Raw genomic sequence first — 26109 nt, 5'->3', positions numbered from 1 at the left:
CTGGCCCCATCTTCGGAACAGGCCGTCAGGACAGGATGACGGGCCGTGTTTCGTCAGGCTTTGCCCCGCGCGTGACGGATGCAAAATGGCGTCCACGGCCGCGCCTCAAGCCGCCCCTCCCCGATTTGCTCCCCGCAGATGGAGCATGAACCGTAAGTGCCTGCGGAGATCCGCTCCAGGGCGGCCTCGACCTGTGTCAGGCCGGACCTGCTTTGGTCCAGCAGTGCCGAGGCCTGGGACAGTTCGAAGGCGATAGTGGCGCCTTCAGGATCGTGCTCGTCGTCGACATTGGAGTTCTGGCGGGCGGCGTTGGCCGAGGCAATGTCGGCGCGGAGCGCGGGCAGCAGGGCGAGTTTGCGGGCTCGTTCCGCTTCAAGAAGCATCCGGAACCGCTCGACATCAATCATGCAGCAGCGGGTCAGTCATGAAGCACCGGCCGTTCGTGCTCGAGCAGTTTCTCGCTGAGTGCTGGCCAAGACGCAGCGAAGGCGGGGTGAAGGTTGAGCCCGGCCACATCGTCGACGGGGATCCACTTCAGTTCAATGCTTTCGGGGTCGGTGATGGCGGCTTCGAACGGCTCCAGGACGACGACCGCGACAGTCGTGTAGGACCAGTAGCCGACGTCGAACACAGAGGTGAACAGGACCCTGACGTTCTCCTCCGGGACAGCGGCCTCTTCGAAGGCTTCCCGGAGTGCACCGGTGACAGGGTCCTCTCCCTGATGGAGCGCGCCGCCGGGAAGGCCCCACGTACCGCCGTGGTCGCTCCACGTGGCGCGGTGCTGCAGCAGGATGCCCTTCTCCGCATCATGGGCCAGGAGCCCTGCTGAACCGAACCGGCCCCAGAATCGCCCGCGCTCCCCTTCCACCCAGGCGTCGCCGGGATCACGCGGGCCGAACGGGCGGCGGGGATCTCCGGGCGGCGGCGAAACCATATTCTCCATCGTTCCAGTGTGCCCCATGGGAAGATGCTTTGATGAGCCTGCGGCTGCTTCTTGTTTCCGACACCCACGTCCCCAAGCGGGCCAGGACGCTGCCTGAACAGGTGTGGGCCGCCGTCGCCGAAGCGGACGTGGTGTTCCACGCCGGGGACTGGGTGACGGCGGAACTACTGGACGAGTTCGAGCGGCGCAGCCGCAGGCTGATCGGTGTATGGGGCAACAACGACGGCGGCGACGTGCGGCAGCGGCTGCCCGAGACGGCCAGCGTCACGTTGGACGGCGTGCGCTTCAGCATGATCCACGAGACCGGGCCGGCGAAAGGGCGGGAAGATCGCTGCGAAGCGCTCTTCCCGGACGCAGACGTCGTGGTCTTCGGCCACTCGCACATTCCCTGGGACACGACGTCGGGCTGTGGCCTGCGCCTGCTCAACCCCGGCTCACCCACCGACCGCCGGCGCCAGCCCGTGTGCACGTACATGACGGCCGCCGTCGGCGACGGCCGCCTGCTGGACGTGGAACTGGTCGAGGTCAGTCGTGCTTGAAGGCGTCCTTGACCTTTTCGCCAGCCTGCTTGATGTCGGCTTTGGCCTGGTCGGCCTTGCCTTCCGCTTCGAGGCCTTCATCGTCTCTGGCCTTGCCAGCGCCTTCTTTGGCCTTGCCGCCAAGCTTTTCTGCTGCGTTATCAATCTTGTCGCCCAGACCCATGACTGTCCTTCCGTCGTGCCCCCGCTGGCTGCGGACCGGCTCGTGTTTCCAGTGTAGGACCGGCGACCCGACCGGAGAAGGAGTCGGGCGGATGGCTGCAGAACATGGGCTGCCCCCCCATTTGGGGGGTGCGGGACGGACCACCAGATCGGGTCTGAAGCCCGGGCTTTTCCCAAGAGACAGCAGTGAGAGTAGCTGTGTCCTGAAGTTGAAGGAAGCCGCGAACCGTCGATGAGGGACTGCCGGGTCCGGGCGCACTCCCCCCGAAACGCCGGACCCGGCTACAACGCCTGCCTGGCCGCTCAGCCCATCCGCTCACCCCCAAGAAGGGGTCAGCGGCGAGGTCGCTGTTCCGCCAGCAATTCGTCCGTTGCGGAGTCAGGCGTTCCCTGGAAGTACTGATCAAGAATTTTCTGGAAGGCCGGTTCCGCTGGTGCTGCTGCGCGCAAGAACAAGGTCACGGAAGAATGCAGCTTCTGCGCGTCGATGCCGCCGAAGATCTGTCCCGCCGTCCGGTTCTTGAGCCCGGCCACTGCGTCCGCACACTCGGTCAGCCTCGGGCCGAGCACCGGATGCCGGAGGTAAGCCCGCGCCTCATCCAGCGAGGAGATGGCGTACAGCCTGGACGTGGCGCTCTGGCCCAGCCCGGCAATCTGGGGAAACACGAACCACATCCAGTGACCTCTCTTGCTGCCGCCCCGCAGCTCGGCCAGTGCCTGATCGTAGGTGCCGCCGTCGTTCTGGGCGGTCAGAAAGCGATCAAGGTTATAGGGATCATCCACAGCTGCTCCTCGGTCGTCGACGGGGTTCCCGCACTGTACAGACGGGTTTCCCGCACTGCACATACGCCATCGTGGGCGCGCCGCGAGGTGGCGGTCAACATCCCGGCCGCCGCACGGCCACTCCGGATGCCCGGTTAGGAGCCGTTCACGCAGCCGTAATGAACCGCTGCTGGACGTGTTTTCACCGAGCCATTCCGGCCAAGGCGCGTGTTTCCGCTCCAAAGGCCTTGTGAGCGCCCAATAAGGCCGCGCCTCAAGCGGCTCCGTTAACATTCCGGAAACAGATCGGTCATGCGGGCTTTACTTTAGGACGATTTCTGAAACGTTGACGTAACTCGGCTAGCCATGGCCTGAAACAAACGTCCACGAGTATCGATACGGGGGAAATCGGCCGGCATCATCGGAGCCCGGTTGGCAAACTTGATGCGAAGGGACACACTGGTGGAACTCACTGCGGGAAACGTCTGGGTAATGGTGTCGGCGGCACTCGTTCTACTCATGACCCCAGGTCTGGGCCTCTTCTACGGCGGCATGACCCGTGCGAAGGCTGCCCTCAACATGATCATGATGAGCTTCGTCTCGGCGGGCATTGTCGGAGTCGTCTGGGTCCTCTGGGGTTATTCGATGAGCGGCGGCGAAGGCTTCCTGGGCGTGTTCGGCAATCCGTTCGCCAGTTTCGGCCTCTCCAACATCGTTGGTTCTGACCTGATCAAGGCCGGCTTCAGCGGAACGTTCGCCATGGTCACCGTGGCCCTGATCAGCGGCGCCATCGCAGACCGGGCGAAGTTCACCGCCTGGGTCATTTTCGTCCCGCTCTGGATCACAGCCGTCTACTGCCCCCTCGCTTTCATGGTCTGGGGCGGCGGCCTCATGAGCCACGGCGGAGCGGTCAGCGCAGTCTTCGGACAGGTCATCGACTTCGCCGGCGGCACCGTCGTCGAAATCAGCTCCGGCATCGCTGCCCTGGTTCTTGCCCTCATCATCGGCAAGCGCCACGGCTTCGGCAAGGACGCCAGCCACCGGCCGCACAACGTCCCGTTCATCATGCTCGGCGCGGGGATCCTCTGGTTCGGCTGGTTCGGTTTCAACGCCGGCGCAGCCACCACCGCCGAGCAGGCCGGACTGATCTGGATCAACACGCTTGCGGCTCCGGCAGCGGCGATGCTCAGCTGGCTCGTCACCGAAAAAGTCCGCCATGGCCACCCGACTTCGCTGGGTGCTGCGTCCGGCGCCGTCGCCGGCCTGGTCGCCATCACTCCCGCCTGCGCCAACGTCAGTCCTGTCGCCGCGGTGGCCCTCGGTTTGGTTGCCGGGTTTGCTTCGGCCATGTTCGTGGAGCTGAAGTACAAGTTTGGATTTGACGATTCGCTCGACGTAGTCGGTGTCCACCTCGGTGCCGGGCTTGTCGGCACACTGGCCCTGGGCTTCATCGCCCTGCCCGTCAACGGCGAAGGCGGCGGCCTCTTCTACGGCGGCGGCATCCAGCAGCTCGTTGCCCAGACTGTTGCCGTCCTCATCACCCTTGCACTGTCCGCGTTCATGACGGCCGTCATCGGCATCGCCCTCCACAAGACCATCGGCTTCCGTGTCAGCCATGAGGACGAGGTCACGGGCGTAGACCTGACCGAGCACGCCGAGACCGCGTACGAGTTCGGCGGACTTGGCCCAAGCCAGTTCCACCCGCTCCGCCAGCACATCCACACCATGCCGTCGGCGCAGCAGAGCGTCCAGCCCGAGCCGGAAACGGTCAGCGCCTAAGCGGCTTCGGGTACAGCCGCGGACCTATAAGCCGGTCGAAAGCCGCAGCTCCGGCCGGCTTTTCGCCACTTCATCCAGTACGAAGGAGATTGCCTCACGGGCTGCCCTGCACTCGGGGCCATCGCCCGCGGGTTCCTCGAGAATGGTCCTCGCCTGGCTCGAGAACCTGTCCCAGTCACCCCTGCCGCGCCGAAGTGCCCGCAGCGGCGCCAAGAGGGCAGCACGGCGCAACCAGACGTCAGACTCCTCCGCCCACCGGTCCAGCACAGCGTCAGCCCGTCCCCTACCCTGAGCGTCGAGACCCTCCATCAGGGGACCAACGACGTCCACCGCCAAAGGATCGACCAAGTCGCGCAATCGTGCTGTCCTGACAAAGCCTTCGATACGGGTCAGGTCTGAGTTCATCAGTAGCCGCACTTTGGATTGAAGCAGTACGACGGCGGCGAGGCGGCGTTCAAAAACCGGCACAGCCCAGAGCTCTGAACTCAATGCGGTGACCTCGTCGTGCGTCAGGTCGGAGTGGCGGCGGAGGGCATCGCGGATGGCGCCCCGCACCGCCCCAACCGAGGAGCCGTAGAACTGAAGATCGTCGCCAAGCTTGAGACGCATATCTTCGGCCCGATGCCACGCACCTTCACGTTGAAGGGCGATGTCGATGAACTCGCCAGCCTCACTCACCTGACTATTCTTTCCGGTCCCGCGCCGCGACGTCTAATCCCCCTGATGCACGTGTCTTGGTCAATTGTGAGGGCTTATCCGAGCCGACGGCCGCGCCTATACTCGTTGCACCGGCTCTTTCACTGCGCAGAGGCAGCGACGGAATATTGAAAGGTCGAGGTCGCCGTGGTCACGAACCCGTTTCGGCACCTACAGCACGATGACTCTGAGGCTTCGAAGAAGCACAGGCACAAAACCACCTCATGGCTGCAGCGCGAAGAAAGCCAGTTCAGCCACGGCAACAGCAGCCTGTTCTTCATCGCGCATGACACGCCGTCGCCTCCCGGCGTGACCTGCATCCAGGGGCATGAGGTCAGGCCCGGTGAAACCACCTGCGACCACGGGCATCCCGTCGGTTGATCATCAGCGCAAAGGCACCCCCGGCCATTGAGTCCCGGCCTCGATCGTGGAGTATCGACAACTGCGACCGAACGGAGGAGGCTGTCACCGTACGCAATCTGGTGAATGGTTTGCGCGAAATCTGCGCGCGCGTGCTCATTCTGCTGTCGGGTTTCAGTATCTGACCTGACGGCCCATATCCACCCCACGTTGAAAGAAGGAGTGCAATGCCCACTAACGTTGTCACTCAGCTGGATGTGAAGTCACACAACACCCCTGACGAAAAGCGCCGCCCGGATAAGGCCGCGGTCGACGTCGTCACGGTTGGCGACTACACCATTGGCCGGCTCACATTTGAGCCCGGATGGCGTTGGTCCGAGTCAATCAAGCCCGTGGTCAATACCGACTCGTGCCAGAACAGCCACGTCGGCTTCTGCGTCGCCGGGAAACTGGTCGTCGAAACGACTGATGGGAAACGTATCAACATCACTCAGGGCGATTCGTACACCATCCCGCCAGGCCACGACGCCTGGGTCGAAGGAGACGACTCGTTTACGGGCATCGAGTTCCTGAGCGCTGCCACGTTCGCCAAGGCGGCGGACTAGCCTTACTGCGCCGCCTTGCCGGCTCCCGACGCGGTTTTTGCCTGCAGTCTTTGGGTCCGCGCCGGCTTCCCGGATCGGTGGGCCGGCTTCCCGGATCGGTGGGCCGGCTTCCCGGATCGGTGACCAGGGAACCTGGCCACCGATCCCTCGGACGCTTGAACACCGGGAGCCCGCTGCATGCAGGCGCCGTTAGATGCGCCAATAGCGCTGATCGGTAGCGGGCAGAGCCCGCGCTGAACGGCAGCGTCGGTCCCACGGGGCCGTTGCGCCCGAAACGTCAAAATCGCCAGCCGACGCCTGCTCCTGCATGGTGACCATTCCCATGCGACCGGACATTGCCAAGCACTCGATTCCATCCTGTCAACCGATTTCGGTTTGCAGTCAATGGTCACGAACAGGTAACGTTGGCGACTGGCCCGGAGGGCTGGCCCGAAAACCGGGCCCCGGATGCCTGAACGCAGGGCTCTGGACCCGTCGGGCGGCACCGTTGCCGCCCCGGCTCCCGTAAAGGGGGCCGAAGAACTTCCGCATGCGTCATCACACCCCGGCTGTGGTTCGTGTGCGCCATTCCTATGCCCGGAGGGGTCCTCTTTTGTCCAAGAACAAGCTCGCCATAGCCATTGCCATCGGCGCCCTGTCCCTGACCGGGTGCAGCGTCGCGCCATCTGCAACCGGCACCACCAGCCCGTCGGTTGCCGCCGATCCAGCCGCGGGTGCTGCAGCCCCCGCGTCCTACGCACGCGGCGCTGCGGCAACGACGGTTGTGCCCGCCTCCTACCTCACCACAGCGAGCACAGACAAGCAGGCCGCCACAAGCCTGCGCTGGGGCCGGGTCCTTGCGGGCGACGAGTTCTCCCGCGCCGGTGCACCGGACGCCACAAAATGGAGCGTCTACAAGGGTTCAGGGCACGCGGGCAAGGGTGTCCGCAGCGCGAAGGCCTGGTCCGTCGCCAACGGCGTGGCCACGGTAAAGGGTGACTCGGCCGGCACCACCGGCGGTATGTCTGCAAAGTTCGGGCGCCAAAAGTACGGCCGATGGGAAACCCGCATGAGGACCAGCGCCCGGGCACCGCAGTACCATCCGGTCCTGATCCTCTGGCCCAACAGCAGCACGGGACCGAAATGCTCCGAGATCGACTATGCCGAGGGCACCTCTGATACCACCAAGATGAAGTTCTTCCTGCACTACGCCTGCGGCGGCTCCAGTTCCCAGACCACGATGGCGAAGGCCGTTGATACTACGCAGTGGCACAACTACGCGGTGGAATGGACTCCTTCCGGCATCACCGGATACATCGACGGCGTGAAGACCTTCACCGACACCAACCGGGCGCACCTGCCGTCGGTTGCCATGCACCAGACACTGCAGCTCGACTGGTTCCCGAACGGGGCACGCACCACGCCTTCTCAGATGCAGGTCGACTGGGTCCGCGTCTACAAGTAAGACGGGCACCAACGCAGGCCTGGCGGGTCCCTGTTTCCTCCCCTCCCTCAAACCGGGAGCGGGAGGAGCATCGGGGCAGCTTCCGCACCGCCCAGGGCCTGCCTGCTCAGTCCCCTGAGCGGCCGGGTCGGCGTCCGGACAGGTCCTGCACCGCTTGCTGGATGCCCACATCTTCGCGCTCGACATTTTCAAGGTAGAGGCGGCCTGCGGTGATGAAGTCTCCAGCCACTTCGAAAAGGGTCACCCCACGGACCTGGAACCGCTGCCCGTCAGTGCGGTTTCCGGACCACAACCATTCGCTCCATGTGGTGTTGCCGTCGTCGACTGAACGGACCACTTCCGCGCGGAAATCAGGAATGCCGGCAAACATCGCCCGCCAGTTTGCGTGCATTTGGGCCCGGCCAACGAAGGCCCTGCCAGGATGCGCCGGCTGCTCGCTTCGGTAGTCCTCGTGGAACAGCGCGGCTGCCGCTTCGAGGTCATGGGCGTTCATTGCCGCCGCCAGTCGATCAACAATTTCACTCAACAGTTCGCTCCCCTTCAGTTGCTAACTGCTCCGGTAGGCCGCAAGGAACGCGGAGATTCTGCGCACTGCTTCCTCGATGTCTTCCACGGATGGAAGGATGACGAAGCGGAAATGGTCAGGCTCGGGCCAATTGAACGCCGTTCCGTGCGAAACCAGGATCTTCTGGTCCCGCAGCAGATCCAGGACAAACTGCTCGTCGTTCTTTACCGGATAGAGCTCTGGATCAAGGCGTGGAAACAAATACATTGCTCCCGCAGCGGGGACGCACGTCACGCCGGGTATGGCGGTGAGCAGTTTCAGCGCTCGGTCACGCTGTTCCCGCAGTCTTCCCCCGGGCCGGATCAGCGCATCGATGCTCTGGTAGCCGCCGAGACAGGTTTGAATCGCGTGCTGGGCAGGGACGTTGGGACACAGGCGGAGGGAAGCCAGCAGTTCCAGCCCTTCGCGGTAAGCCAGCGTCGCCGCGTGCGGACCGGTGACGGCCACCCAGCCAGCGCGGTAGCCGGGCATGCGGTACGCCTTGGACAGACCGCTGAACGTTAGGCAGCAGACATCGTCCGCCACTGCGGCAGTGTGGATGTGCTCGGCGTCCTCATAGCGGATTTTCTCGTAAATCTCGTCGGAGAAAAGGACGAGGTTGTGCTTGCGTGCCAGGGCGGCGAACTGCTCCAGAACCTGCCGCGGATAGACGGCCCCGGTGGGGTTGTTCGGATTGATAATAACGATCGCTTTAGTGCGCTGGGTGATCTTCGCCTCGACGTCGGCCATGTCCGGCCACCAGTTTTCGTCCTCGTCGCACAGATAATGCACGGGTTTGCCGCCGGTGAGCGAAACGGCTGCGGTCCACAAGGGGTAATCGGGAGCAGGGATGAGAACTTCGTCACCGTTTTCCATGAATGCCTGAAGACTCATGGAAATGAGTTCGCTGACACCGTTGCCAATGAATATATCCTCGACGCCAATCTGCAGGAGACCCCTGGTCTGGTAATACTGTGAGATGGCGGTGCGGGCCGAGAAGATGCCCTTGGAATCGCTGTAGCCCTGGGCGCCGCGCAAGTGGTGGATCATGTCCACCACTACGGATTCGGGCGCTTCAAGTCCGAATTGCGCGGTGTCCCCCAGATTCATTTTGAGAATCCTGTGTCCCTCGGCCTCCATTTGCTTGGCCGTCTGGAGCAGGGGTCCTCGGAGTTCATACCGGACGTTCTGGAGTTTGCTGGAGAGCTGCATCGGACGCATGGTTGATCTTTTCATAATCCCGCCATGAGCCACGTTGTTGCCGCCGATTTGTTTTCGCCAACCCGCGCGCAGCCCATTAGAGATATGAAGTATTGTGCCCCAGCGCCCCATGAAGTTGCCGCGCACGATGGCCCTGCGCCGCGAGCCGGTGAGACACTCACTTTCATGCGTGAATTGGTCGTCCTTGGCACGTCCTCCCAGGTTCCGACGCGGACCCGCAACCACAACGGCTACCTGCTGCGGTGGGACGGCGAGGGCCTGCTCTTCGACCCGGGGGAAGGCACTCAGCGGCAGATGATCCACGCCGGAGTCTCGGCCAGCCAAATCACGCGCATCTGCCTCACTCATGTCCACGGCGACCACTGCTTTGGGCTGCCCGGAGTGCTTTCGCGTATGGTTCTGGACGGCGTGGCGCATCCGGTGCACCTGCACTATCCAGCCTCCGGCGAGGACGTGGTCCGGGCGCTCGTGTCCGTCACGCCTCCACGCCTTGACCTGCGACTGCACCCGCACTCGGGTCCCGGACAGATCGCGCCGGGGCTGGAAATGCGGCCACTTAAGCATCGCGTCGAGACCTACGGCTACCGGCTCACCGAGCCGGACGGCCACACACTCCTCCCGGACCGGCTCGCAGCGGCCGGCATTGCAGGGCCGGACATCGGCCGCCTGCAGAGAGACGGCAGCTTGCGCGGAGTGCACCTCAACGAGGTAAGCGTCCGTCGGCGCGGTCAGCGTTTCGCCTTCGTCATGGATACGGCGCCGTGCTGGGGCGCAGAGGAACTCGCGGAAGGAGCTGACCTGCTGGTGGCGGAATCCACGTTCAGTGACGACGACGCCGACCTGGCCGCCCAGTTTGCCCACCTCACCGCCGGGCAGGCAGGCGAACTGGCTGCCGCAGCCGGAGTCGGCACGCTCGTCCTCACCCACTTCTCGTCCCGCTATGGGGATGTTAACCTGCTTGCCGGGCAGGCCCGGGCATGCGCCGGCGGGGCAACAGTCGTGGCCGCGAAGGACCTTGACAGGATCACATTCCCCAGCCGGCAGCGGACGCTGTAACGTGCGGGACGCAACCTAGTCGTCATGAGCATACGGGCCACATGGACGCCTCTGCGCCAACGCGCGCACCGTCAGACGTACTTGCCGAACCAGGCCAGTGTGTCGTTCCAGGCGGCGGTCGCCTGCGTTTCGTTGTAGCGATCTCCGGTGTCGTTGTGGAACGCGTGGTCGACGCCGGGATATACCTTGAGCTCGTGGCGGACGTCTGTGGCGGCCAGCGCATCCCGGAACGCCGGCATCGCGCCGGTAATCCGGTCGTCAAGTTCCGCATACACGCCAAAGACCGCCGGCTTGATGGACGGGACCTTGTCCAGATCGGGAGCGGGTCCGTAAAACGCCGAGGTTGCCTTCAGACCAGTCAGCTCCGTCGCCGCCTGCCAGGTGATGCCGCCGCCGAAGCAGTAGCCGGTCATGGCGATCCGGTCCGGATCTACGAAGTCCTGGGACTGCAGGTAGTCGAAACCGGCGGAAAAGTCCGCCACGTGGCGTTGTGCTCCGGCCTTGGTCAGTGCCCCAGGGACGGCATCCCGGTCCAAACTCGCCGTGCCTCCCTCCCTGCTCAGCAGGTCCAGCGCCAACGCTGTATATCCGGCCTTGGCGAACCGGCGTGCCACGTCCTGGATATGCGGGGTCAGCCCGCGGTTCTCATGGCAGACCAGTACAGCGGGCCCTGCCTTACTGGCCTCGGGGCGGGCAAGGTAGCCGCTGACGTCTGCTCCGCCGGCAGGGAATCGCACCGTGGCCGTCACCAGGCCTGCCGCACCCTCAGGAACGGAAAGGGGGCTTTTCGCCCCCGGTACTGCGCCGGCGGAAGCCGCGCTCCCGGGAAGCGACGACGAAGGCGCCGGGGTGGGCATGGGATCGGTGCTGCGCGGAACTTCATTCGGCGAGCAACCGACCAGCAGCATCGCGGCCGATGCTGCTGCCATGCTGCCGGTGACGAATGCGACCCTGCGAGTGAATGTGTGCTGGGTCATGGCGCCAGCGCGGTAATCGTCGAAGAATTCCTCGATCAGGTACTTCTCAAACTTGCCAAGCTGGGTCATGAGGGCCTCCTGGAGTTTTGCCGCAAATCCTCCTCCGAAGCCCGTCGTACTTCAAGGGGCGCGGTGCGACCGGTCCCGGTGGTCGTCCGCCGGCAACTACCGATCAGCCCATTTCCCGAAAATCTTCTTGCTGATCTTTGAAAAGACGCCGGGCTCCTTTGCCGGATCAATGACCACGGGATCCACAGAGAAATCCGTGCCGGTATCGGACACGGGCAGACGTTTGTTATCCCAGTCGACAGTTTTCATATCGGCGTTGTACACCGGAGGGGAAACGCCGTCGGCGCGAAAAACATCCCACATCCACTGAGGAATGTGGTCGACAGTACGGGGAAATGCCAATAACTCCGAAGTCAGTACGCCCGCCGTTCCGACTCGCCGGGATGCGACTCCGCCGGCACCTCCGGAAGCCGGAATTTCCTCGTCGAAAACCTCAACGAATCCAGGTGCATCGGGAAATACATGGACGCGTACCGTGATCCAGCTACCGAAACCGGGACGAAACGCGCTCTTCTTGAACTCGCCGAGCCAGGCCAGCTCAGAGACCGGAATGCGGTGGCGGCCCGTAGTAAAGGCCCACGTGTCCCCGGTCCTCATGTCCCCGTATCGGTGTGAGAATCCCGCAAAAGTGGATTGCGTGATGACCAACTCGTCGACGTCGGCAAAGGCGCCATCCGGCCCCATGCACGTTCTCTGGAGAGCTTGGAGGGCCGTCTGCACCTCAGCTGTCCCGGCCGACTGGCTAAAATCTGGCACCTACTTCACTCCCTGAACGAGGTTATCGAAGACGTCGAAGACTTCGCGTTCGCCCGCGAACTCGTACCCAACAGCAATGGAGTGCGGCATTCCGGGCTTAGGCCCGGGCACGTTCTCCATGGACCAGCTCACATCTACCGCCTGGCCGGCCGCCAGTCGTTGCTTGACGTCGTCCCTCATCGTACGCTCCAACTCGTGGAACGCGGGGCCGCCGGCGTTAGGCACACCGGCGCCGCGATTCTGGAACTGGTGCTGGGCGAACAGGCCGATTCGTTCCCCTGCACCCCCTAGGAACGAGGGTACTGAATGCCCACCCTCGTAGGCCGGTCCGCCGACTCGCTTTCCTGCCAGCAGCTGCTGCCAGGCGTTTCGGTTCATGTTCCCGGCAAAGGTCGACGTGATGCGGCCCGAAACACTCTGGGCATGTCCCGTGGCGTCAGTTGCGTAGGTGAATGTATTTTCGAGGTCTCCGTCGACCTTCGCCACCACGTTGTAGGTCACATTCGGCACCGGCTTATTGAGCTCCGGGGACCACGCACCGCGGACTCCAGCGTAGGTGTCTACCCTGACTACCTTGCCGGTGGCATCCGTGTAGTACTTCTCAATCGAGTCCACGGGTTCATGGGTCACGTGGTTCATCGTTGTGCGGTGTTCAACCACGTACTCCGCGTTGGGCTTGAGTCCCACGCGGTCGGCGAAGCTATCCCTCTTGCTGACCGGGAAATTCGCCTCCCCATGCCGGACCACGATGGTCTGCGTGACAGTCTCGGGTTTTGGAAAGTGTTCAACGGGGCTGACAACCTGCGCCATGGGCGTCTCGGGAACCTTGGCCGCGCGGACATGTGCCGCGGCCGAGTCCAGGCTGTCGGCCATTCGACCCATTGATCCGTGTCCAAGGCTGGCTGCACCGCCGGGTGAAACGGCAACTTTCGGGATCGCCTGATCGGTCGCTCGCAGGAGCGTCGACGCACCTTCCAAGGGACGGACCACCGCATGGTCCCAGACGGCCACCGGCGCTTTCTCAGCTGCCATCCACGCACCTACCTTGACTTTGGTGAGAGCGTCCAGAACGTTGGCGGTTGTTTGTGGCATGACGAGGTCGGAAACTTTCAGTGCCAGCGAACCGGGCTTTGACAGGACCGTTCCGGTGGAATAGAGCCCTTGGGCCGTGGTCCCGAGCAGGGCGGAGACCTTTCCAAGCCGGGCACTGTCCATCGTCGCGATGCTGAGTTTCTCCGCCGCCAGCCCGGCCTTACTGGCGACCGTCCCGGACTTCACTGCGGCGCCGGCCCCGCCGCCAACGAACAAGGAAGCGGTGTTGAATATCGCAGCGCCCATGGCCCAATTCTGGTTTGTGCCCGCTTCGTCCAAATGCGCAAACGATGAAAGAACTGACCCCCAGTCCACAGAACCTGGATTGGTGACCAGGGTGTTGATGCCACCCCAGGCCTGATCGCGCTTTGCCTGGTTTCCAGTGCCAGTCAGGGACCAGACACCGTCCACAAGTTCCACCGCCCCTGCGCCCACACCCTGCAGGAACCCCAAAACCCCGTTCGGGCGGTACGGGACGGTCTGCATGCCCCAGGGCTGCTCTTCGTCGTGGTGGTCGATACCCACGAACGTGCCGGCGTCCCACAGCCAGTCATCCACCCAGTTTCCGGACCGGTGATCCGTCATGGGTGCCTGCGCCACGGTGTGCACGTCTCCTCCGGAGAGCACCGCCARGGTAGCCGCACAGGTGTTTTGGGCCGCATTATAGTCACTGCGAATGGCCGCGACGTCAGCTGCAAGGGCGTTGCGCCGGCCTGTCAGGTCGGCGTCGCCGCTCCAGTGCTGGGTGACGTTCGTGGTGACCTGCTCACCCTTAACCATCGTGGTCTCTTCCACCGAGGTGGGAAACGAATCGATGTCCGCATCCAGCGAATGAACCCGCCGCCCGTAGGCTTCCAAGCGTTGCTTCAACTCCCGGCAGGTTGAAGAAAACGCGGTGAGGGCAGTCGCCGTCTCCGTTCCGCCGCGCTGCACCCGTTCTGCGGCGGGTGTGACCTTCCCGAAGGCGGCCAAAACAGTTGGAGCATCGTCGGTGGAGTACGACGACCCCAGCCCCTGCCATTGGCTGGCCGAGGAGGAGATGCCCGCCATGAAGTCGTCCGCGTGCCGCTGCAGCCCATGCGCCGCAGCGTCCAGGGCATCGACGTCGGGCAGGCGGAAGCCGCCGCTCGGATCCAGTCCGGACGATCCGGTCTGAACACAGACATCGGGAGCCAAAGCCATTTCGCCGTTCAACCCCTCACTAAAATTCTCATCATTGAACTGTCGCCGAGCCGGCGTTCTTGAAACCTGCCGACTCGTCGCCCGCAAGCACTGCCGCGGCACCGGCACTCCGCTGCGCCGAGGAGGCCATCGCAAGGTCGCCCTGCTGGTAGAAATTCACTGCCTGCACGGTGGACGTGATGATGGTCCCGGACCGTCCCACCACTTCATTGGCTGCGGGCCCTATTCCCAGGTTCAGCACATCATTCAGGGCGGCCAGCACCACGGCTGCTTCGCCCGGGATCGCTGCCGCTGCCTGCTCCAATGACCTGCCCATGCCGACGAGTGCGGGCTGGACGGATTCAACCTGGGCGGCCGTCGCCTTAATGGTCGCCGCTGTCGCAGCGACGTCGATGTTCCACGAGCCTGTCATCAGCCGGACATCCGACCGCGTTAGCCGATGCCCTGCACCGCATTGCGGGCAGAGGTGGCAGCCGTGGAGGCGGATTCGTCGTTAAGGCCGAGCGTGCTGCGGACCAGCGCGACGATTGCCTTGACCTCGTTCGCCGCGTTGCCCCACCGCGCCTCAACCGCCTGGTATTCGGCGTCGACGCCGTCTGCGCGAAAGTCGGCCATCGCTTGGTTGACGTCGGACTGGCGCTGGGCGATAAGGCCTTCGAGTTGGGCGGCGAGCGCCTGAATGTCGCCCTGTACCTGGGCGGAAACGTTGGTGTCGTATGCGATGCGGTTAGCAGTCATGGGTATGTCGGAGCCTGCGGCGGCTCCTGCTCCGTTCCGGATTCAAAGGAAATTTGTTGCGGACAGGTGGCAGGAACTGCCTCAGTTGGCACGGCCCTGGAAGCGTGCGCCGTCGAAGTTCGCGGACCCTTCCGTACGGCGGGCGTTATCACTGGCCGCCAGGTCGCCCTGCTGGAAGGCTGTGTTCATCCCGGACTGGCCGTGCACGATTGCGGCGAGTGCCGCGTTGAGTTCGGACGCCACGAGATCGGAGCGGTTCTTGAAGGCATCAAACGACGCCTTGCCTGCTCCGCTGAAACGGCCCTCGAGTGGCGTCACCGCATCCACAAAACGCCGGACCAAGGCACCGAGGTCCTGATGCGACACGTCAGTCTGCTTGTTCAGGTTACCGATCGTGTCGGCACCCATATCAAAAATGGCCATAGCTCCCCCACCGGAATATGAGACCGCGCCGGCGCCGGACGGCGCCAAGGCACGTTAACCAGCATGGAGAATCCCGGCGCATAAGTCCAGTCGATGCACTAAACAGGCTCCTACAACGCGTGACTTGCGGAGTCCGAATAGTGCCGCGGTAGGTTTGTGGGTGCCCTGGTAACGGATATGGAAGGGGGCCCGTTCGTGGCAGACGACTATGACGCCCGGCTACTTGAATCAGCACGCGTCAGGAAGCACAGGCTTGACGACTCACTGCTCTTTGGCGGCAACACCCAGGAGCGGAGCTATAGCTCGGCAACGGGCCGCCTCCTGCAATCGTTGCTGATCGCTGCCCTCGTCGCCGCGATCTGCGTTGGCTACAGCTTTGTCCACAGCCTGTTGGAGGACCAGAACCGCAAGCAGGCCGGCTCCGCAGCCACCATCCACTCCGCCATGATGAATGGGATCACCCCTTGAGCACAGCCCTCAGCCGCGTCACGGTCATTTCCGCTCACCGGCATCTGGACCTGCGGCTTCCATCAGACGAGCCACTGGCCTCGCTCATACCCCAAATCCTCACGCTCCTGCACGATGGGCCCCCGGACGCGCCGCCACAGCCCTCGCGTGGAACGGCCCCCGCTCTCATCACGTCGTCGGTCCTGACCACCAGCCTGGGATCGACCCTGGATGTGTCGCATACACTGCGGCAGTCCGGGATCGTCGACGGCGCACTGCTGTACTTGCGTGATGAGCGCGATGTGCCGCCTGCCCCGGAGGTCTACGACGTCCCGTCGTTTGCAGCGGCAGCCACCGAGCGGATGCCCGCGCTCTGGTCAGGCACCCTGCGGACGGTCGGACTGGCCGCAGTCGCAGGACTGCTACTGGCCGGCAGCAGCACCGCCGCCGTCTTGCTGCAAGGCACCGGACCAGGCGGCGGCTCCGCCCCACTGACCGGGATCCTCTTCGCGGCGGCCCTTATCCTGCTCGGCGTCCCCGTCATGCGGCTGCGTGCCCTGCCGGCCGGGGTGGCGTTGACGGCTGCAGGCGCCGCCGTGTCTGTGACGACGGCTGCCTGGGCCACGGCGGATCCTGGCACGGGAGCCCTGTTGGCGGTCGGCGCCATAACTCTGGCCATGGCCGCCATGGCCGCGGGGACGGGCAAGTATGTTCCCTGGCTTTCCAGCGCCGGACTGCTCTCGGCGCTGGGCGGGACCTGGGCGCTGCTCAACTGGAGCACGTCCGATGCACCTCTGGCCGCAGGGCTGGCGGGTATTGCCGGCATCTTCACGCTGGGTGTCGCCCCGCGGATGGCCACGGCGATTGCGGGTCTCAGCGGCCTCGACGACGACCAACGCCAAGGCAGGCGCATCACCCGACGCAGCACCTTGGACGCCATCCATTCGGCCCACGGGGCGCTCACGGGGTGGACCCTGATTTCGTCCGCGGTGACGGCGACCGCCGCAGCCGTCACCGCGACTGCCGCGGACCGGCCCGTCTGGGCGGCCTTGCTGCCCCTCGCGTTGCTGGGCGCGCTGACGTTCCGCGGACTGTCACTGCCGCTGCTGGCACAGCGCGCCGGCGTCTATGTCGCCGCCGCCGCCGGATTCCTTGCTTCCGTCATTGTGCTGGCCCGTGCGGCGGAGCAGCCGTTCCTGCTGGCCGGGGCTGCAGGAATGGGCGTGCTCGTGCTGGCAGCCTCCGCAGCCCGGGTCCGGGACCAGACCGCAGCCCGCCTCCGCGTGGTCGCCGCACGGATCGAACTCTGTTGCGTGCTCTCCACCATCCCACTGGTTCTCGGTCTGTCCGGAGCCTACACACAGCTAGGACAGACCTTTGGCTGACCAACGCCGCAACGGATTCCCTCTCGGCATGACATCCGAGCGACGGCTGGCCTCCCCAGAGGATGCTGCTCCGCCGGAAACAACGACGGCGGCAGCTGGCTTTCCAGGCATGGTCGCCGCTGCGGCCGCGCCATTTGGACCTTCGGCACCGCTCGCTGTTCCTGCGCCACCCCAAGCCCGGGCACCGCGAGCGCAGGCACCGGTCGTGGAAACGCGTCCCGTTCCGACGCCGCGTCCCGATCCCGCGCCGAGCCCTTCAACAGGCCACCGAAAGAACGGCGACACGTTGTGGGAACGGATCCGCTTCGAAGTCACCGACGCTGTGACATCCGGGTCGCTGTCGGAGCGCCTGATCCGGGCCAGCGCCGCTGTCGAGGCGCCCATCACCACGGGACGGCGGATCGTCGTCGTCGGAACTGCCGGCGGCGCCGGTACGTCAACGGTGACCGCGGTCCTGGCGAAACTCTTCGGCAGCCTCCGGCAGGAAACCGTCATGGCTCTGGACAGCACGGACCAGTCGGGGAGGCTTCTGCGCTACCTGGGCGCGCCAGGACCGGCGCCCCTGTCCGCGCTGATGCATCAGCTGCGTACCCAACCTGTCCGGACCCTGCCGGACGCCACGGCCTGTGCGGTCCTGTGCGGAAACCAGATCTTTGCCGCGGACCGCCGGGACGTGCTGACGCTGGCCGACTCGCCAATCGGCGTCGCGGAATGGACTGATGTGTCCTCTACCCTGTCGCGGTTCATGGCCGTCACGGTGGTCGACGCCGGGCACTCCCCGCTGTCGCGCCACTCGGCCGCGCTGCTGTCGACGGCGCACGCCGTCGTGCTGGTCACTCCGCCGGGAGACGCCGATGCGGCCCTCCTAGGCAAGATACGCGCTGACCTGGCGGATTCGTTCCCGGCTGCCCAGCAGCTGAGCGTCACCGTGCGCTCGCGGCAGGCCGGGGCGGCAGCCGCGGACGGCCTGCCCTACGACCGCCACCTGGCCTCAGGCGGCGCCCTCCAGCTCAGCAGGCTCGGTTCACGGACCAGGATCGCCGCCACGGAACTGGCAGGTCGGGCTCTGCTGGCAGCCAACAGGAGCTGATATGACTATCCGAATCGTCCACAGGCCGGCCCGGACCACCCTCCCCGAACAGGCCTCGGAGGCCGCCCAGCTGGATGCGCCCCCGCAGCTGGCGACCGGTGGCGGCACAAACCTGCTGGCACTTGTACCCATGCTGGGCGCCGCGACCTCCGTGACCGTCATGATGCTGTTCCGCGGTTCATCCCTGGCCGGCATCGGTGCCATCATGATGGTGGCCACCGTCCTGGCCTCCGTGGTGCTGCTGTTTTCCCAGCGCGGCAAGTCAACGCGGCAGCGGGCGGCCAAACGCCGCCTCTACCTGGACTACCTGCGACGGCGGCGGCAGGACTTTGAAGCGGAGGAGCACCGTGCCCGGGCTTCGGCCAACGCCGCACACCCGCCCGCCTCCCGGCTGGTCGAAAATGTGGTCAATGATCCGCACCGGCTGTGGGAGCGGCGGCGGACCAGTCCGGACTTCCTGATGACGCGTTTCGGCACGGGTGCCGTCCCCCGGCGGAGTATCACGGTCCAGGACAGCGGCGACGCGGTGGAGCGGCCCGACACTTTCATGCTCTCCGAAGCCGAGCAGCTGCGGCAGCGGTTCATGTCCACCCCGGATATTCCCCTGACCCTGCCGCTGGGATCCGTCTCCGACGTTTCAATCGTCGGTGACCGCGCCGCGGCACTGATGGTATGCCGCAGCCTGCTGGGCCAGCTCGCAGCCGCCCACTCCCCCGAGGATGTGGAGCTGGCCATCGTCGCCGGAGAACGGCAGCTGGACGATTGGGACTGGGCCAAATGGCTGCCGCACCTGCAGGAGACGGGTGGCAACGTCCGGCAGGCTGCGTCCTTCCAGGAGCTGGCCCCACTGCTGCGAAGCTCACTGGACGCACGAGCGGCGGCCCTCACCAGTGCCGCCCGTAACTTCCAGCTGCTCCCGGCAGACGCCCTGCCCCGCCTTGTGGTCATCTCGGACCTGCCGGGACACAACGCAACGCCTCTTCCCGGCGTGCCGGCCGGCCTTGACCTGAACCGGCTCGCGATCACGAGGATCCACCTGCTGACGGAACAGCAGCACGAGCCCGAACGCGTTGACCTTCGCCTGACCGTCTCATCTGATGCACTGACAGTGGAGGCCACGGCCACCGGTGAAATGGTCACAGGCATTGCCGACGAGGTGCCGCCCGAGGTTGCCGATGGCTTGGCGCGTGCCCTCGCGCCCCTGCGCCTGTCCGAGATGTCCCACGAATTCGGCGAGCACAAGTCATCCCGCAGCTACGCGGAAGCCCTGGGGCTCACTGAGTACACGGCCGAGGCAATGCTCCGCCTGTGGCACACGGACCGGGGTCCCGATTTCCTCCGCGTGGCCATCGGCGAAGACGATGACGGCGCCCCCGTCCACCTGGACCTGAAGGAACCGGCCCAGCAGGGCATGGGCCCGCACGGGTTATGCGTGGGGGCGACGGGGTCCGGCAAGTCAGAACTGCTCCGCACCATCGTCCTTTCGCTGATCGCCACGCATTCCCCGCAGGACCTGAACATGGTCCTGGTGGACTACAAGGGCGGCGCCACCTTTGCCCCCTTTGAGGACGCACCCCATGTCTCAGGCCTCGTCACCAACCTGGTGAGCGACGCCAGCCTGGTGGACCGGATCCATTCCAGCCTCTCGGGTGAGGTCAAACGGCGTCAGGAACTGCTCAAGCACGGCGGCGATTTCGCCCACATCAACGACTACCGGCTGGCGCGGGAACGGACGCCGGGCAACCCGGCACTGCAGGAGCCGCTGCCTTATCTGTTCGTCTGCATCGACGAATTCGGCGAGCTGCTCACCGCCCGCTCAGACTTCATCGACCTGCTGCTCTCCATCGGCAGGATCGGCCGTTCCATCGGCATCCATCTGCTGCTCGCCTCCCAGAAGGTCGAATCAGGGATGCTCCGCGGCCTGGACACGTACCTTGCCTACCGGATCGCGCTGCACACGAACTCGGAAAGCGAAAGCCGCACCATCATCGATGTCCCGGACGCCTACCACCTGCCCAGCACACCGGGGCACGGAATCCTGAAGGTGGACACCACGGTGTTCAAGAGATTCCGGGCAGCGTACGTGTCCGGCGCCCTTCCGTCGAAGGACGACGACGGCGGCGCCCCCGCCGAGGAGGCCGTCCCGGTCACGCTGTTCAAGCTAGGGGCCCAGCCGCCGCTCCCCGTACTGCAGGGAGCCGGCCCAGCCGGCGGAGCCGTCTCCCCCGACGGCTCCAGCGTCGCGATCCAGCCCGAAACCCACTCGTCCGACGGTTCCGGGGACCGCCCCACCATCCTGTCCGCCGTCGTCGGCTTCGCATCCGCGCAGCCGCGCATGACACCGCCGGTGTGGCTGCCGCCCCTTCCGGCTGCCGTGTCCCTGCACGGTACCGGCGCCGCCCTGAACCTGACCTCCACAGGGCCGCGGCTGGCCCAGCCCCGTTACCTGGCCCCCGCCGTCGGGATACTGGATGACCCCGCGCGGCAGTGGCAGGGCCCTTGGCATCTGGACTTCACAGCGCGCGGCGGCAATCTCGCAGTGATCGGCGCGCCGCAAAGCGGCCGGTCCACGGCACTGCGGACCGTCGCTGCTGCGCTGGCCCTGAGCCACAGCGTGTCCGACGTCAACCTCTATGCCGTGGATCTGCTCGGCAACGCCCTCGCCGGGCTGGCGGACCTGCCGCATTGCGCCGGCGTGGCCGGCCGCGGCAACCGCGAACTGCTCCGACGCACCATTGAGGAGGTCCAGGGCCTCCTCAACATCCGCCAGACGGCGTTTGACGCGAACAGGCTCGACACGGTTCAGGCGATGCGGTCGGCACGCGGCAAAGGCCGGCTCGAAGAACTCAGCTGCACCGACGTGTTCCTGCTGATCGATGGATTCGGCAGCCTGAGTTCGGAGTTCCAGGAAATCGAGGATGCAGTCCACGACATCATGACCCGCGGCAGCTCCCTGGGGATCCACGTGGTAGTGAGTGTCCGGAACTGGTCGGAGGTCCGCATGACCAGGCAATCGCTCCTCGGCAACAGGATCGAACTGCACATCGCCGATCCCGCGGACTCGCTTGACCGCAGGCTCGCCAGCACGCTGGGGCCGAACCGGCCCGGAAGGGCACTGACCATGGACAGAACCATCGGCCAGTTTGCCTTGCCGTCCCTGGCCGAAGCCCCTGACGCCGGCAACTCCGCCGCCGAGCTGGGCGAACTCACCCACGCCCTCCGGCAGTTCAGTGACCGGACGGCACCCCCCGTACGGGTTCTGCCGCCGCTCGTCCGGCTGCCCGCAGGCGCCCCGGTATCCGRCACGGTCGCACTGGGCATCCGTGAGCATGACGCCGAAACAGAGCATCTGGACCTGTTCGGATCAGACCGCGGAGCCGTGATCTTCGGCGACCCGGAAACGGGCCGGACCAACCTGCTGAAGACCGTCGCCACCCAGCTCATCGCCACGCATGAACCCGGCCAACTCGCTTTTGCCGTGTTCGATCCGCGGCAGCAGCTGCAGAATTTCATCCCGGATGAGTATCTGGGAGAGTACGCCTCCAACGGCCTGCGCGCCGCGCAGCTGGCCGACTTTGTCGCTGGCCAGGTCAGGGAACGGCTCGGCGACGGCACCGGCGCGCCTGTGAAATCACCCCGCATTGTGCTGCTTGTGGACGACTACGACATCCTTGCCGCAACAGGCAGCCAGCCGCTGCGGCCACTGGCCGGTTACCTGCCCTCGGGTTCCGACGTCGGGCTGTTTGCATTGGTCACTGGAAGGATCAGCGGTGCGGCGTTGACTGTGCACGATCCGTTCGTCGCAGGACTGCGCGCTGCCGGCGCCCCGGTGGTCATGTTCTCCGGCGACCGGTCCGAAGGCGTGATCGCCAACGGAGAGCGGCCCATGCCGCTGGTCACCGGGCGCGCCAGGATACTCCGCCCCGGACGGCACGCCACGGTACTGCAGACTTTCCACCACGACAGCGAGGCCGCCCTGCCGTGAGTTACGACTTCCACCTGATTTCAGACCAGGATCCACGGCTGGGGCTCTTCGACCGGGCTTCGGCACAGTTTGAAAACAAGTTCACGCTGGTGTCCGCAGAGAATTCTGCGGACCTGATCATCGCTTTCAACGGTGAAGACCTCGCGCTGCTCAGCGCACCCCAACGCACCGCCAACGAGGAACTTCAGCGCATCTTCGGCGCCGACGTGGCCGGCCAGCTCAAGGGCGACGCTTGGGTCTCGGAAGTCAGCTGCGCTGTGGACAAGGAAGATGCGGAGTCGGAAGACGCGGACAAGGAAACCGCCGAGTCGGTCCGCGCCTTCCTCATGATCACTGTGATTGGCACCAAAGGGCTAGTCGTTGATCCGCAGGCCAACCAGGTCCTGAACGCGGGCTGGGGACCATGAACGCGGCGCTGCCACTGCTGCTTGTGGCCGCGCCGGCGCCGCACCCCTGGCTAAGCCGTTCGCTGCGCGCCCAGCTCGGCGACGCCGCCCGGGCAGCCGCCCCCGGCAGCGTCGTCGCCCTGCAGACCCAGCCGCTGGCAGCACCCAGTTATCCGCTGCTGGCGTTCCTCAAGGCCTCCGGCGTCACTTGGGTGACTGAAGTCCCAAGCGGAACCGGGCTCTGCGGCGCCTTCTCGGCGCGCGGGCCGGGCGACGCACCGGCGCCGCATCCCGCCGTCGTCCTTCATGGCAGCGTCCTGCATGCGGCGAGCCATGAACTCGTCATCGGAGATTTCACGGCAGGGATGCTGCAGGCCGTCACCGGCGGCAGGCCGGAGTACGCCGGGCCCGCCGAGCCGCTGGGTCAGCCCTGGGAGACGGCACCCATGACCACATGGTTCCGGAAGCACATGCCGTCGGCAACGATGCTGTTCTCCGGCCGGGGCTTTGCGGGCGCGCTGACCGTTGCCCGCACCGGATCCGGCGTCGTGGAATCCTTTGATGCCATGGTTTCCGCTGAGGTGCGTGCTGATCCTTCGCGTGCAGATCCTGACTGGCGGAGTGCCGAGAAGGTGGCGGTGGCGTGCGGCGCGCATGAGTTCGGAGTGGAGCTGCATTTCGGTGCCGACGGGCTCGCAGTTCCGGCCGGCCACGACGGTTTCCGCGTGCCGCAACTGGCACTGATGGGGCCTGGCCTGGTTCGCCAGCTACGGCCAGATCTTTCCACCCTCGACGGCGTCAGCGCCGAGTTCCGGGGATCACCGCCGCTGCGGCACCTGGCGGTCCGGTTCCCTGAGGCGGCCGGCCAGGACGCAGGCGGCTGGGACGCGGGCCGTGCCCTGGTACTTCGGGAGCGTCTGCTGCTCGGCCTGGCAGCAGATGCCTAGGATTTTTGTGTGTGCAGGATCCGGGCCTAGACGTAGCCGTCCACGATAGCGGCGGCAATTTCCTTGTATGACCGGCGCGTCCCTGCTGAGATCTTGTCCAGCGAAATGCGGTCCCCGTCGGCCACGCCACGGTCGTGCGGCACGGTGATGAGCCGCCGGCAGTAGCCGGCCAAGTGCTCTTCAATGGCGCGTTTGTTTACGCGGTTCGACACCTGGTCCTTGTCCGTGACCACAACGATCGCGTTCCGCGCAAGATTTTCATAGCCGTGTTCGGCCAGCCACTGCAGCGTATTCCTGGCGCGCTTTGCTCCGCTCACGGCATAGCCGGACGCGATCACCAGGTTGGTGGCCTCCGGCAGCACCCCCGCCATCGCGGGATGGGAGACGCCGGTGCCGCAGTCCGTCAGGGTGACCGAATAGTACTGTGACACGAGCTTCTTGATCTTGAGGTATTCGTCGGCGGTCAGTGCGTCCGACAACGCAGGATCCTGCTCACCGGCCACGAGGTGCAACCGGTTCGCGTGGTGCATGTAGTCGGTCAGGGCGGTCAGTGAGCTGATGGCATCGATGTCACGAACGATGTCCGTCACGGTTCTGGGCTTGACCTTCTGGTAAAGCATCTCGCCCAGGGCGCGCTCGGCGAGGTCCCCGCTGTCCGGGTTGGCGTCGATGGCGCAGGGGTGGTCGCCCCTGTACTCGGCCAGGATCATCCCGACACCCACCGTGGTGGACGTCTTGCCGATGCCTCCCTTGAGGCTCAGGACGGCGGTGTTGAAGCTGCCGGACAGTGGCCGGGCGATCCGGCGTTCCAGTTCCGCCTCATCCTGGTCCTTGGCACTGGGGCCCAGGTTCACAAACCCGCCGGTGGCAGAGTACAGAACGCCCCGGACTCCGCTGGTTGGCCGCGGACGGTCCGGCCGGACGAACTGGGTCTCAATGTGGCGCGCTCCGTACGGCGACGGTTCTCCCGCGGCGCCGGGCGCTGTGTCCATGTCCGGCCGAGGAGCCGGCTGCTCGGTGCGCGGGAAATCCTCCCGCGCAGCAGGCAAAACGGCCTCCGCGACTGGTTCTGCGGTGCCATCGGCCAGCACCCGGAACCGGCCCTCTTGGCCATTGGTGTGGTCAACGGCATGTGCAAGCGCCGGCGAACCCGAACTGCGGGCGTACTCGGCGAGGACTGCAATAGCCGCTGAGTATGGGTCCATTCCGTCAGGAGGAGCGATGGGCTCCCCGCCAACTGTTACCCTGCCATCGACGAATACCTCGACGCGTGTGGCCCCCAGATCCATCACTTCACTCCTCAAGTACTGCGTCCGCCACACGGCGCCGCCCCAGCGATACTATCCGGTGCCCGCGGGTGGGGTCATGTCACGGCCGCGTTTCGGGGCTTTCCGGCCACAAACAAAGAACCCCGGACCTGTCTGGTCCGGGGCTTGCGTTGGCGTCTGCTAGCGCTCGATGGTGACGCTGAGATCCAGGTGGATGTCGTTGTCGGCCACGAGGCGGTCCTCGAGGTAGCGGGCCAGGCTCGCATCGGTCACGGTGTGCTCACTTTGCGGGATGGCACCGCGAAAAAACGCCTTGGTGTTTGTGGACTTCACGACATCCAGAGGCGCCCAGCCTCGGTGGCCTGCGGTGAGCCGCTCGATGTCGGTCCGGAAGGACCGTTTGTGGCCCTCTTGGACGGTGGCGTGCATGGTGAACGGGATAAAGGCGGTGGGCAAGGGAATCCTTTCATGAGGGCAGCCAGTCTTCGGTGCCCCACATAGAACAAGGCATTCGCAGGTTCTGCTATTCCCCCGGGGCAGCCAACGAGTCCGACGTCACTACTCCGGTTCGGAAGTTTCCTTCTCACCTTCACCGCGGCGGGGCACAGCAGCCATGCCTTCGCGCTTGTAAAGGACGGGGTCCTCACCGTGTGGAGTGCCCCTAGTCAGTGGAGTCCACATCGCGAGCATCTTCGCCGCCGTCGGAATCTCTGTACCGCATTTCAGCAACCCTGTCCCGGGCATCCTTTCGAACCTCGGCGAATTTGATGACCGAGGAGTCAGAATTGGCGATCAGGTCTGTGAGGCGCGCGACGATGAGGCTCCCTTCGAGCTGGTCCTCAACGTAGACCAGGGTGACGGGGACTGCCCGCCCTATGTCAGCAATGACTTCGCCCTGGTCCGGGGTGGCATAGTCCGGCCTGCCGGTCGTCCTCGTCAGAAAGATCCGCTCTTCGCGGTTGAGATAGGCAATCCGGTCAATCCTGGCCACGTTGATGGCATCGGTGGCTGTCTGGAGTATGCGCATGGTGACCCCTCTGGTGATGCTGAAAGGCTACTCGTGAGAGGACACGGTCGCGAGAGGCACGCAGAAAATGTACCGCCACCGCAGGCGAACGGCACGGGCCGCCGGAGCGACCCGTTGCCGCCATGGATGCGCGTTGCAGGCCCGGTCATAGCGCCGGGGTGCGCGTAGTCTGTGGGCACGGCCACGGGCTCATGGCCACGGCGGCCATGATGGCAGCAAGTACGAC

General features: G+C 65.2%; 27 protein-coding genes. 11 read left to right on the top strand and 16 right to left on the bottom strand.

The features are described 5' to 3' along the window. Positions 1-53 precede the first annotated feature (53 nt). Entirely contained in the window at positions 54-407 is a 354-nt protein-coding gene (locus AC1D14_RS05765; RefSeq protein ID WP_230118050.1) for a TraR/DksA family transcriptional regulator, read from the bottom strand. A gap of 11 nt (positions 408-418) precedes the next feature. Further along, the gene (locus tag AC1D14_RS05760; protein WP_476968192.1) at positions 419-961 is read right to left on the bottom strand and encodes an NUDIX domain-containing protein; all 543 of its coding nucleotides are present in this window, start codon (positions 959-961) and stop codon (positions 419-421) included. Positions 962-975: 14 nt separating this feature from the next. Between AC1D14_RS05760 and AC1D14_RS05755 the strand changes: the two genes are divergently transcribed. Next, positions 976-1482, top strand: coding sequence for a metallophosphoesterase family protein (locus AC1D14_RS05755; protein ID WP_230118052.1), 507 nt, complete (start codon positions 976-978; stop codon positions 1480-1482). On the opposite strand, the gene AC1D14_RS05750 is transcribed toward AC1D14_RS05755, so the two are convergent. Both AC1D14_RS05750 and AC1D14_RS05745 read right to left on the bottom strand, forming a co-directional pair. Then, positions 1469-1645 carry a CsbD family protein gene (locus AC1D14_RS05750; RefSeq protein WP_230118053.1) on the bottom strand — a complete coding sequence of 59 codons (177 nt, stop codon included), beginning with the start codon at positions 1643-1645 and terminating at the stop codon, positions 1469-1471. The two genes, AC1D14_RS05755 and AC1D14_RS05750, sit on opposite strands and share 14 nt — an antisense overlap. Before the next feature lie 332 nt (positions 1646-1977). Next, positions 1978-2427 carry a DUF1810 domain-containing protein gene (locus AC1D14_RS05745; protein ID WP_230118054.1) on the bottom strand — a complete coding sequence of 150 codons (450 nt, stop codon included), beginning with the start codon at positions 2425-2427 and terminating at the stop codon, positions 1978-1980. Between the two features lie 423 nt (positions 2428-2850). Between AC1D14_RS05745 and AC1D14_RS05740 the strand changes: the two genes are divergently transcribed. Then, positions 2851-4185, top strand: coding sequence for an ammonium transporter (locus AC1D14_RS05740; protein ID WP_476968191.1), 1335 nt, complete (start codon positions 2851-2853; stop codon positions 4183-4185). A 24-nt stretch (positions 4186-4209) separates the two neighbouring features. Here the strand turns inward: AC1D14_RS05740 and AC1D14_RS05735 are convergent, their stop codons facing one another. Further along, positions 4210-4863: a DNA alkylation repair protein gene (locus AC1D14_RS05735; protein WP_230118056.1), complete on the bottom strand. Its 654-nt coding sequence runs from the start codon at positions 4861-4863 to the stop codon at positions 4210-4212. 605 nt (positions 4864-5468) lie between these two features. On the opposite strand from AC1D14_RS05735, the gene AC1D14_RS05730 reads away from it, so the two are divergent. Next, complete coding sequence (locus AC1D14_RS05730; protein WP_230118058.1) at positions 5469-5846, top strand: cupin domain-containing protein; 378 nt, start codon at positions 5469-5471, stop codon at positions 5844-5846. A 592-nt stretch (positions 5847-6438) separates the two neighbouring features. Continuing rightward, positions 6439-7290, top strand: coding sequence for a glycoside hydrolase family 16 protein (locus tag AC1D14_RS05725; RefSeq protein ID WP_230118059.1), 852 nt, complete (start codon positions 6439-6441; stop codon positions 7288-7290). 106 nt (positions 7291-7396) lie between these two features. Here the strand turns inward: AC1D14_RS05725 and AC1D14_RS05720 are convergent, their stop codons facing one another. After that, entirely contained in the window at positions 7397-7816 is a 420-nt protein-coding gene (locus AC1D14_RS05720; protein WP_230118060.1) for a nuclear transport factor 2 family protein, read from the bottom strand. A 21-nt stretch (positions 7817-7837) separates the two neighbouring features. Beyond that, the gene (locus AC1D14_RS05715) at positions 7838-9055 is read right to left on the bottom strand and encodes a pyridoxal phosphate-dependent aminotransferase (protein WP_230118084.1); all 1218 of its coding nucleotides are present in this window, start codon (positions 9053-9055) and stop codon (positions 7838-7840) included. 165 nt (positions 9056-9220) lie between these two features. On the opposite strand from AC1D14_RS05715, the gene AC1D14_RS05710 reads away from it, so the two are divergent. After that, positions 9221-10111 (top strand): ribonuclease Z, encoded by an 891-nt coding sequence (locus AC1D14_RS05710; protein ID WP_476968190.1) that lies wholly within the window; start codon positions 9221-9223, stop codon positions 10109-10111. A 71-nt stretch (positions 10112-10182) separates the two neighbouring features. Here the strand turns inward: AC1D14_RS05710 and AC1D14_RS05705 are convergent, their stop codons facing one another. From AC1D14_RS05705 to AC1D14_RS05680, 6 genes are all read right to left on the bottom strand, one after another. Further along, positions 10183-11157, bottom strand: a complete 975-nt coding sequence (locus AC1D14_RS05705; protein WP_476881383.1) for a dienelactone hydrolase family protein — start codon at positions 11155-11157, stop codon at positions 10183-10185. Positions 11158-11253: 96 nt separating this feature from the next. After that, positions 11254-11841 (bottom strand): hypothetical protein, encoded by a 588-nt coding sequence (locus tag AC1D14_RS05700; protein WP_476881384.1) that lies wholly within the window; start codon positions 11839-11841, stop codon positions 11254-11256. Positions 11842-11913: 72 nt separating this feature from the next. Beyond that, positions 11914-14187: a DNA/RNA non-specific endonuclease gene (locus AC1D14_RS05695; RefSeq protein ID WP_476881385.1), complete on the bottom strand. Its 2274-nt coding sequence runs from the start codon at positions 14185-14187 to the stop codon at positions 11914-11916. Positions 14188-14218: 31 nt separating this feature from the next. Continuing rightward, the gene (locus AC1D14_RS05690) at positions 14219-14599 is read right to left on the bottom strand and encodes a DUF6507 family protein (protein ID WP_230118065.1); all 381 of its coding nucleotides are present in this window, start codon (positions 14597-14599) and stop codon (positions 14219-14221) included. 20 nt (positions 14600-14619) lie between these two features. Next, positions 14620-14925: a pore-forming ESAT-6 family protein gene (locus AC1D14_RS05685; RefSeq protein WP_230118066.1), complete on the bottom strand. Its 306-nt coding sequence runs from the start codon at positions 14923-14925 to the stop codon at positions 14620-14622. Positions 14926-15006: 81 nt separating this feature from the next. Next, the gene (locus tag AC1D14_RS05680; RefSeq protein ID WP_230118067.1) at positions 15007-15348 is read right to left on the bottom strand and encodes a hypothetical protein; all 342 of its coding nucleotides are present in this window, start codon (positions 15346-15348) and stop codon (positions 15007-15009) included. A 195-nt stretch (positions 15349-15543) separates the two neighbouring features. Between AC1D14_RS05680 and AC1D14_RS05675 the strand changes: the two genes are divergently transcribed. From AC1D14_RS05675 to AC1D14_RS05650, 6 genes are all read left to right on the top strand, one after another. Beyond that, complete coding sequence (locus tag AC1D14_RS05675) at positions 15544-15816, top strand: hypothetical protein (RefSeq protein ID WP_230118068.1); 273 nt, start codon at positions 15544-15546, stop codon at positions 15814-15816. Next, positions 15813-17180 carry an EsaB/YukD family protein gene (locus AC1D14_RS05670; RefSeq protein WP_476881386.1) on the top strand — a complete coding sequence of 456 codons (1368 nt, stop codon included), beginning with the start codon at positions 15813-15815 and terminating at the stop codon, positions 17178-17180. Before AC1D14_RS05675 ends, AC1D14_RS05670 begins: the two co-directional genes overlap by 4 nt. 205 nt (positions 17181-17385) lie before the next feature. Next, positions 17386-18270, top strand: coding sequence for a CpaE/TadZ family protein (locus AC1D14_RS05665; protein ID WP_230118070.1), 885 nt, complete (start codon positions 17386-17388; stop codon positions 18268-18270). A 1-nt stretch (position 18271) separates the two neighbouring features. Next, positions 18272-22255, top strand: coding sequence for a type VII secretion protein EccCa (eccCa, locus tag AC1D14_RS05660; protein ID WP_476968189.1), 3984 nt, complete (start codon positions 18272-18274; stop codon positions 22253-22255). Continuing rightward, on the top strand, positions 22252-22662 hold the full coding sequence (locus AC1D14_RS05655) for a hypothetical protein (RefSeq protein ID WP_230118072.1): 411 nt from the start codon (positions 22252-22254) through the stop codon (positions 22660-22662). The genes eccCa and AC1D14_RS05655 overlap by 4 nt, the downstream gene beginning before the upstream one ends. Further along, positions 22659-23588, top strand: a complete 930-nt coding sequence (locus AC1D14_RS05650) for a DUF6177 family protein (protein WP_476881388.1) — start codon at positions 22659-22661, stop codon at positions 23586-23588. The genes AC1D14_RS05655 and AC1D14_RS05650 overlap by 4 nt, the downstream gene beginning before the upstream one ends. Positions 23589-23614: 26 nt before the next feature. On the opposite strand, the gene AC1D14_RS05645 is transcribed toward AC1D14_RS05650, so the two are convergent. The 3 genes from AC1D14_RS05645 to AC1D14_RS05635 all read right to left on the bottom strand — a co-directional run bounded on the left by AC1D14_RS05645 (position 23615) and on the right by AC1D14_RS05635 (position 25883). Further along, positions 23615-24877, bottom strand: coding sequence for a MinD/ParA family ATP-binding protein (locus tag AC1D14_RS05645; RefSeq protein WP_230118074.1), 1263 nt, complete (start codon positions 24875-24877; stop codon positions 23615-23617). A 159-nt stretch (positions 24878-25036) separates the two neighbouring features. After that, the gene (locus AC1D14_RS05640; RefSeq protein ID WP_230118075.1) at positions 25037-25312 is read right to left on the bottom strand and encodes a hypothetical protein; all 276 of its coding nucleotides are present in this window, start codon (positions 25310-25312) and stop codon (positions 25037-25039) included. Between the two features lie 205 nt (positions 25313-25517). Next, a complete protein-coding gene (locus tag AC1D14_RS05635) occupies positions 25518-25883 on the bottom strand; it encodes a hypothetical protein (protein WP_230118076.1) in 366 nt (121 codons plus the stop codon). Positions 25884-26109: the final 226 nt, after the last annotated feature.

This window comes from Arthrobacter sp. P1_B11 (genome assembly GCF_056406715.1).
Note: the sequence above shows the minus strand (reverse complement) of the source record. Positions and strands in the feature narration are given on the sequence as shown.

Coding starts and splice junctions, on each gene's coding strand:
- AC1D14_RS05765 (WP_230118050.1), bottom strand. CDS start 407: ATGATTGATGTCGAGCGGTTCCGGATGCTTCTTGAAGCGGAACGAGCC.
- AC1D14_RS05760 (WP_476968192.1), bottom strand. CDS start 961: ATGGGGCACACTGGAACGATGGAGAATATGGTTTCGCCGCCGCCCGGA.
- AC1D14_RS05755 (WP_230118052.1), top strand. CDS start 976: ATGAGCCTGCGGCTGCTTCTTGTTTCCGACACCCACGTCCCCAAGCGG.
- AC1D14_RS05750 (WP_230118053.1), bottom strand. CDS start 1,645: ATGGGTCTGGGCGACAAGATTGATAACGCAGCAGAAAAGCTTGGCGGC.
- AC1D14_RS05740 (WP_476968191.1), top strand. CDS start 2,851: ATGCGAAGGGACACACTGGTGGAACTCACTGCGGGAAACGTCTGGGTA.
- AC1D14_RS05730 (WP_230118058.1), top strand. CDS start 5,469: ATGCCCACTAACGTTGTCACTCAGCTGGATGTGAAGTCACACAACACC.
- AC1D14_RS05715 (WP_230118084.1), bottom strand. CDS start 9,055: ATGCGTCCGATGCAGCTCTCCAGCAAACTCCAGAACGTCCGGTATGAA.
- AC1D14_RS05710 (WP_476968190.1), top strand. CDS start 9,221: ATGCGTGAATTGGTCGTCCTTGGCACGTCCTCCCAGGTTCCGACGCGG.
- AC1D14_RS05705 (WP_476881383.1), bottom strand. CDS start 11,157: ATGACCCAGCTTGGCAAGTTTGAGAAGTACCTGATCGAGGAATTCTTC.
- AC1D14_RS05700 (WP_476881384.1), bottom strand. CDS start 11,841: ATGGGGCCGGATGGCGCCTTTGCCGACGTCGACGAGTTGGTCATCACG.
- AC1D14_RS05690 (WP_230118065.1), bottom strand. CDS start 14,599: ATGACAGGCTCGTGGAACATCGACGTCGCTGCGACAGCGGCGACCATT.
- AC1D14_RS05685 (WP_230118066.1), bottom strand. CDS start 14,925: ATGACTGCTAACCGCATCGCATACGACACCAACGTTTCCGCCCAGGTA.
- AC1D14_RS05680 (WP_230118067.1), bottom strand. CDS start 15,348: ATGGCCATTTTTGATATGGGTGCCGACACGATCGGTAACCTGAACAAG.
- AC1D14_RS05650 (WP_476881388.1), top strand. CDS start 22,659: ATGAACGCGGCGCTGCCACTGCTGCTTGTGGCCGCGCCGGCGCCGCAC.
- AC1D14_RS05645 (WP_230118074.1), bottom strand. CDS start 24,877: ATGGATCTGGGGGCCACACGCGTCGAGGTATTCGTCGATGGCAGGGTA.
- AC1D14_RS05635 (WP_230118076.1), bottom strand. CDS start 25,883: ATGCGCATACTCCAGACAGCCACCGATGCCATCAACGTGGCCAGGATT.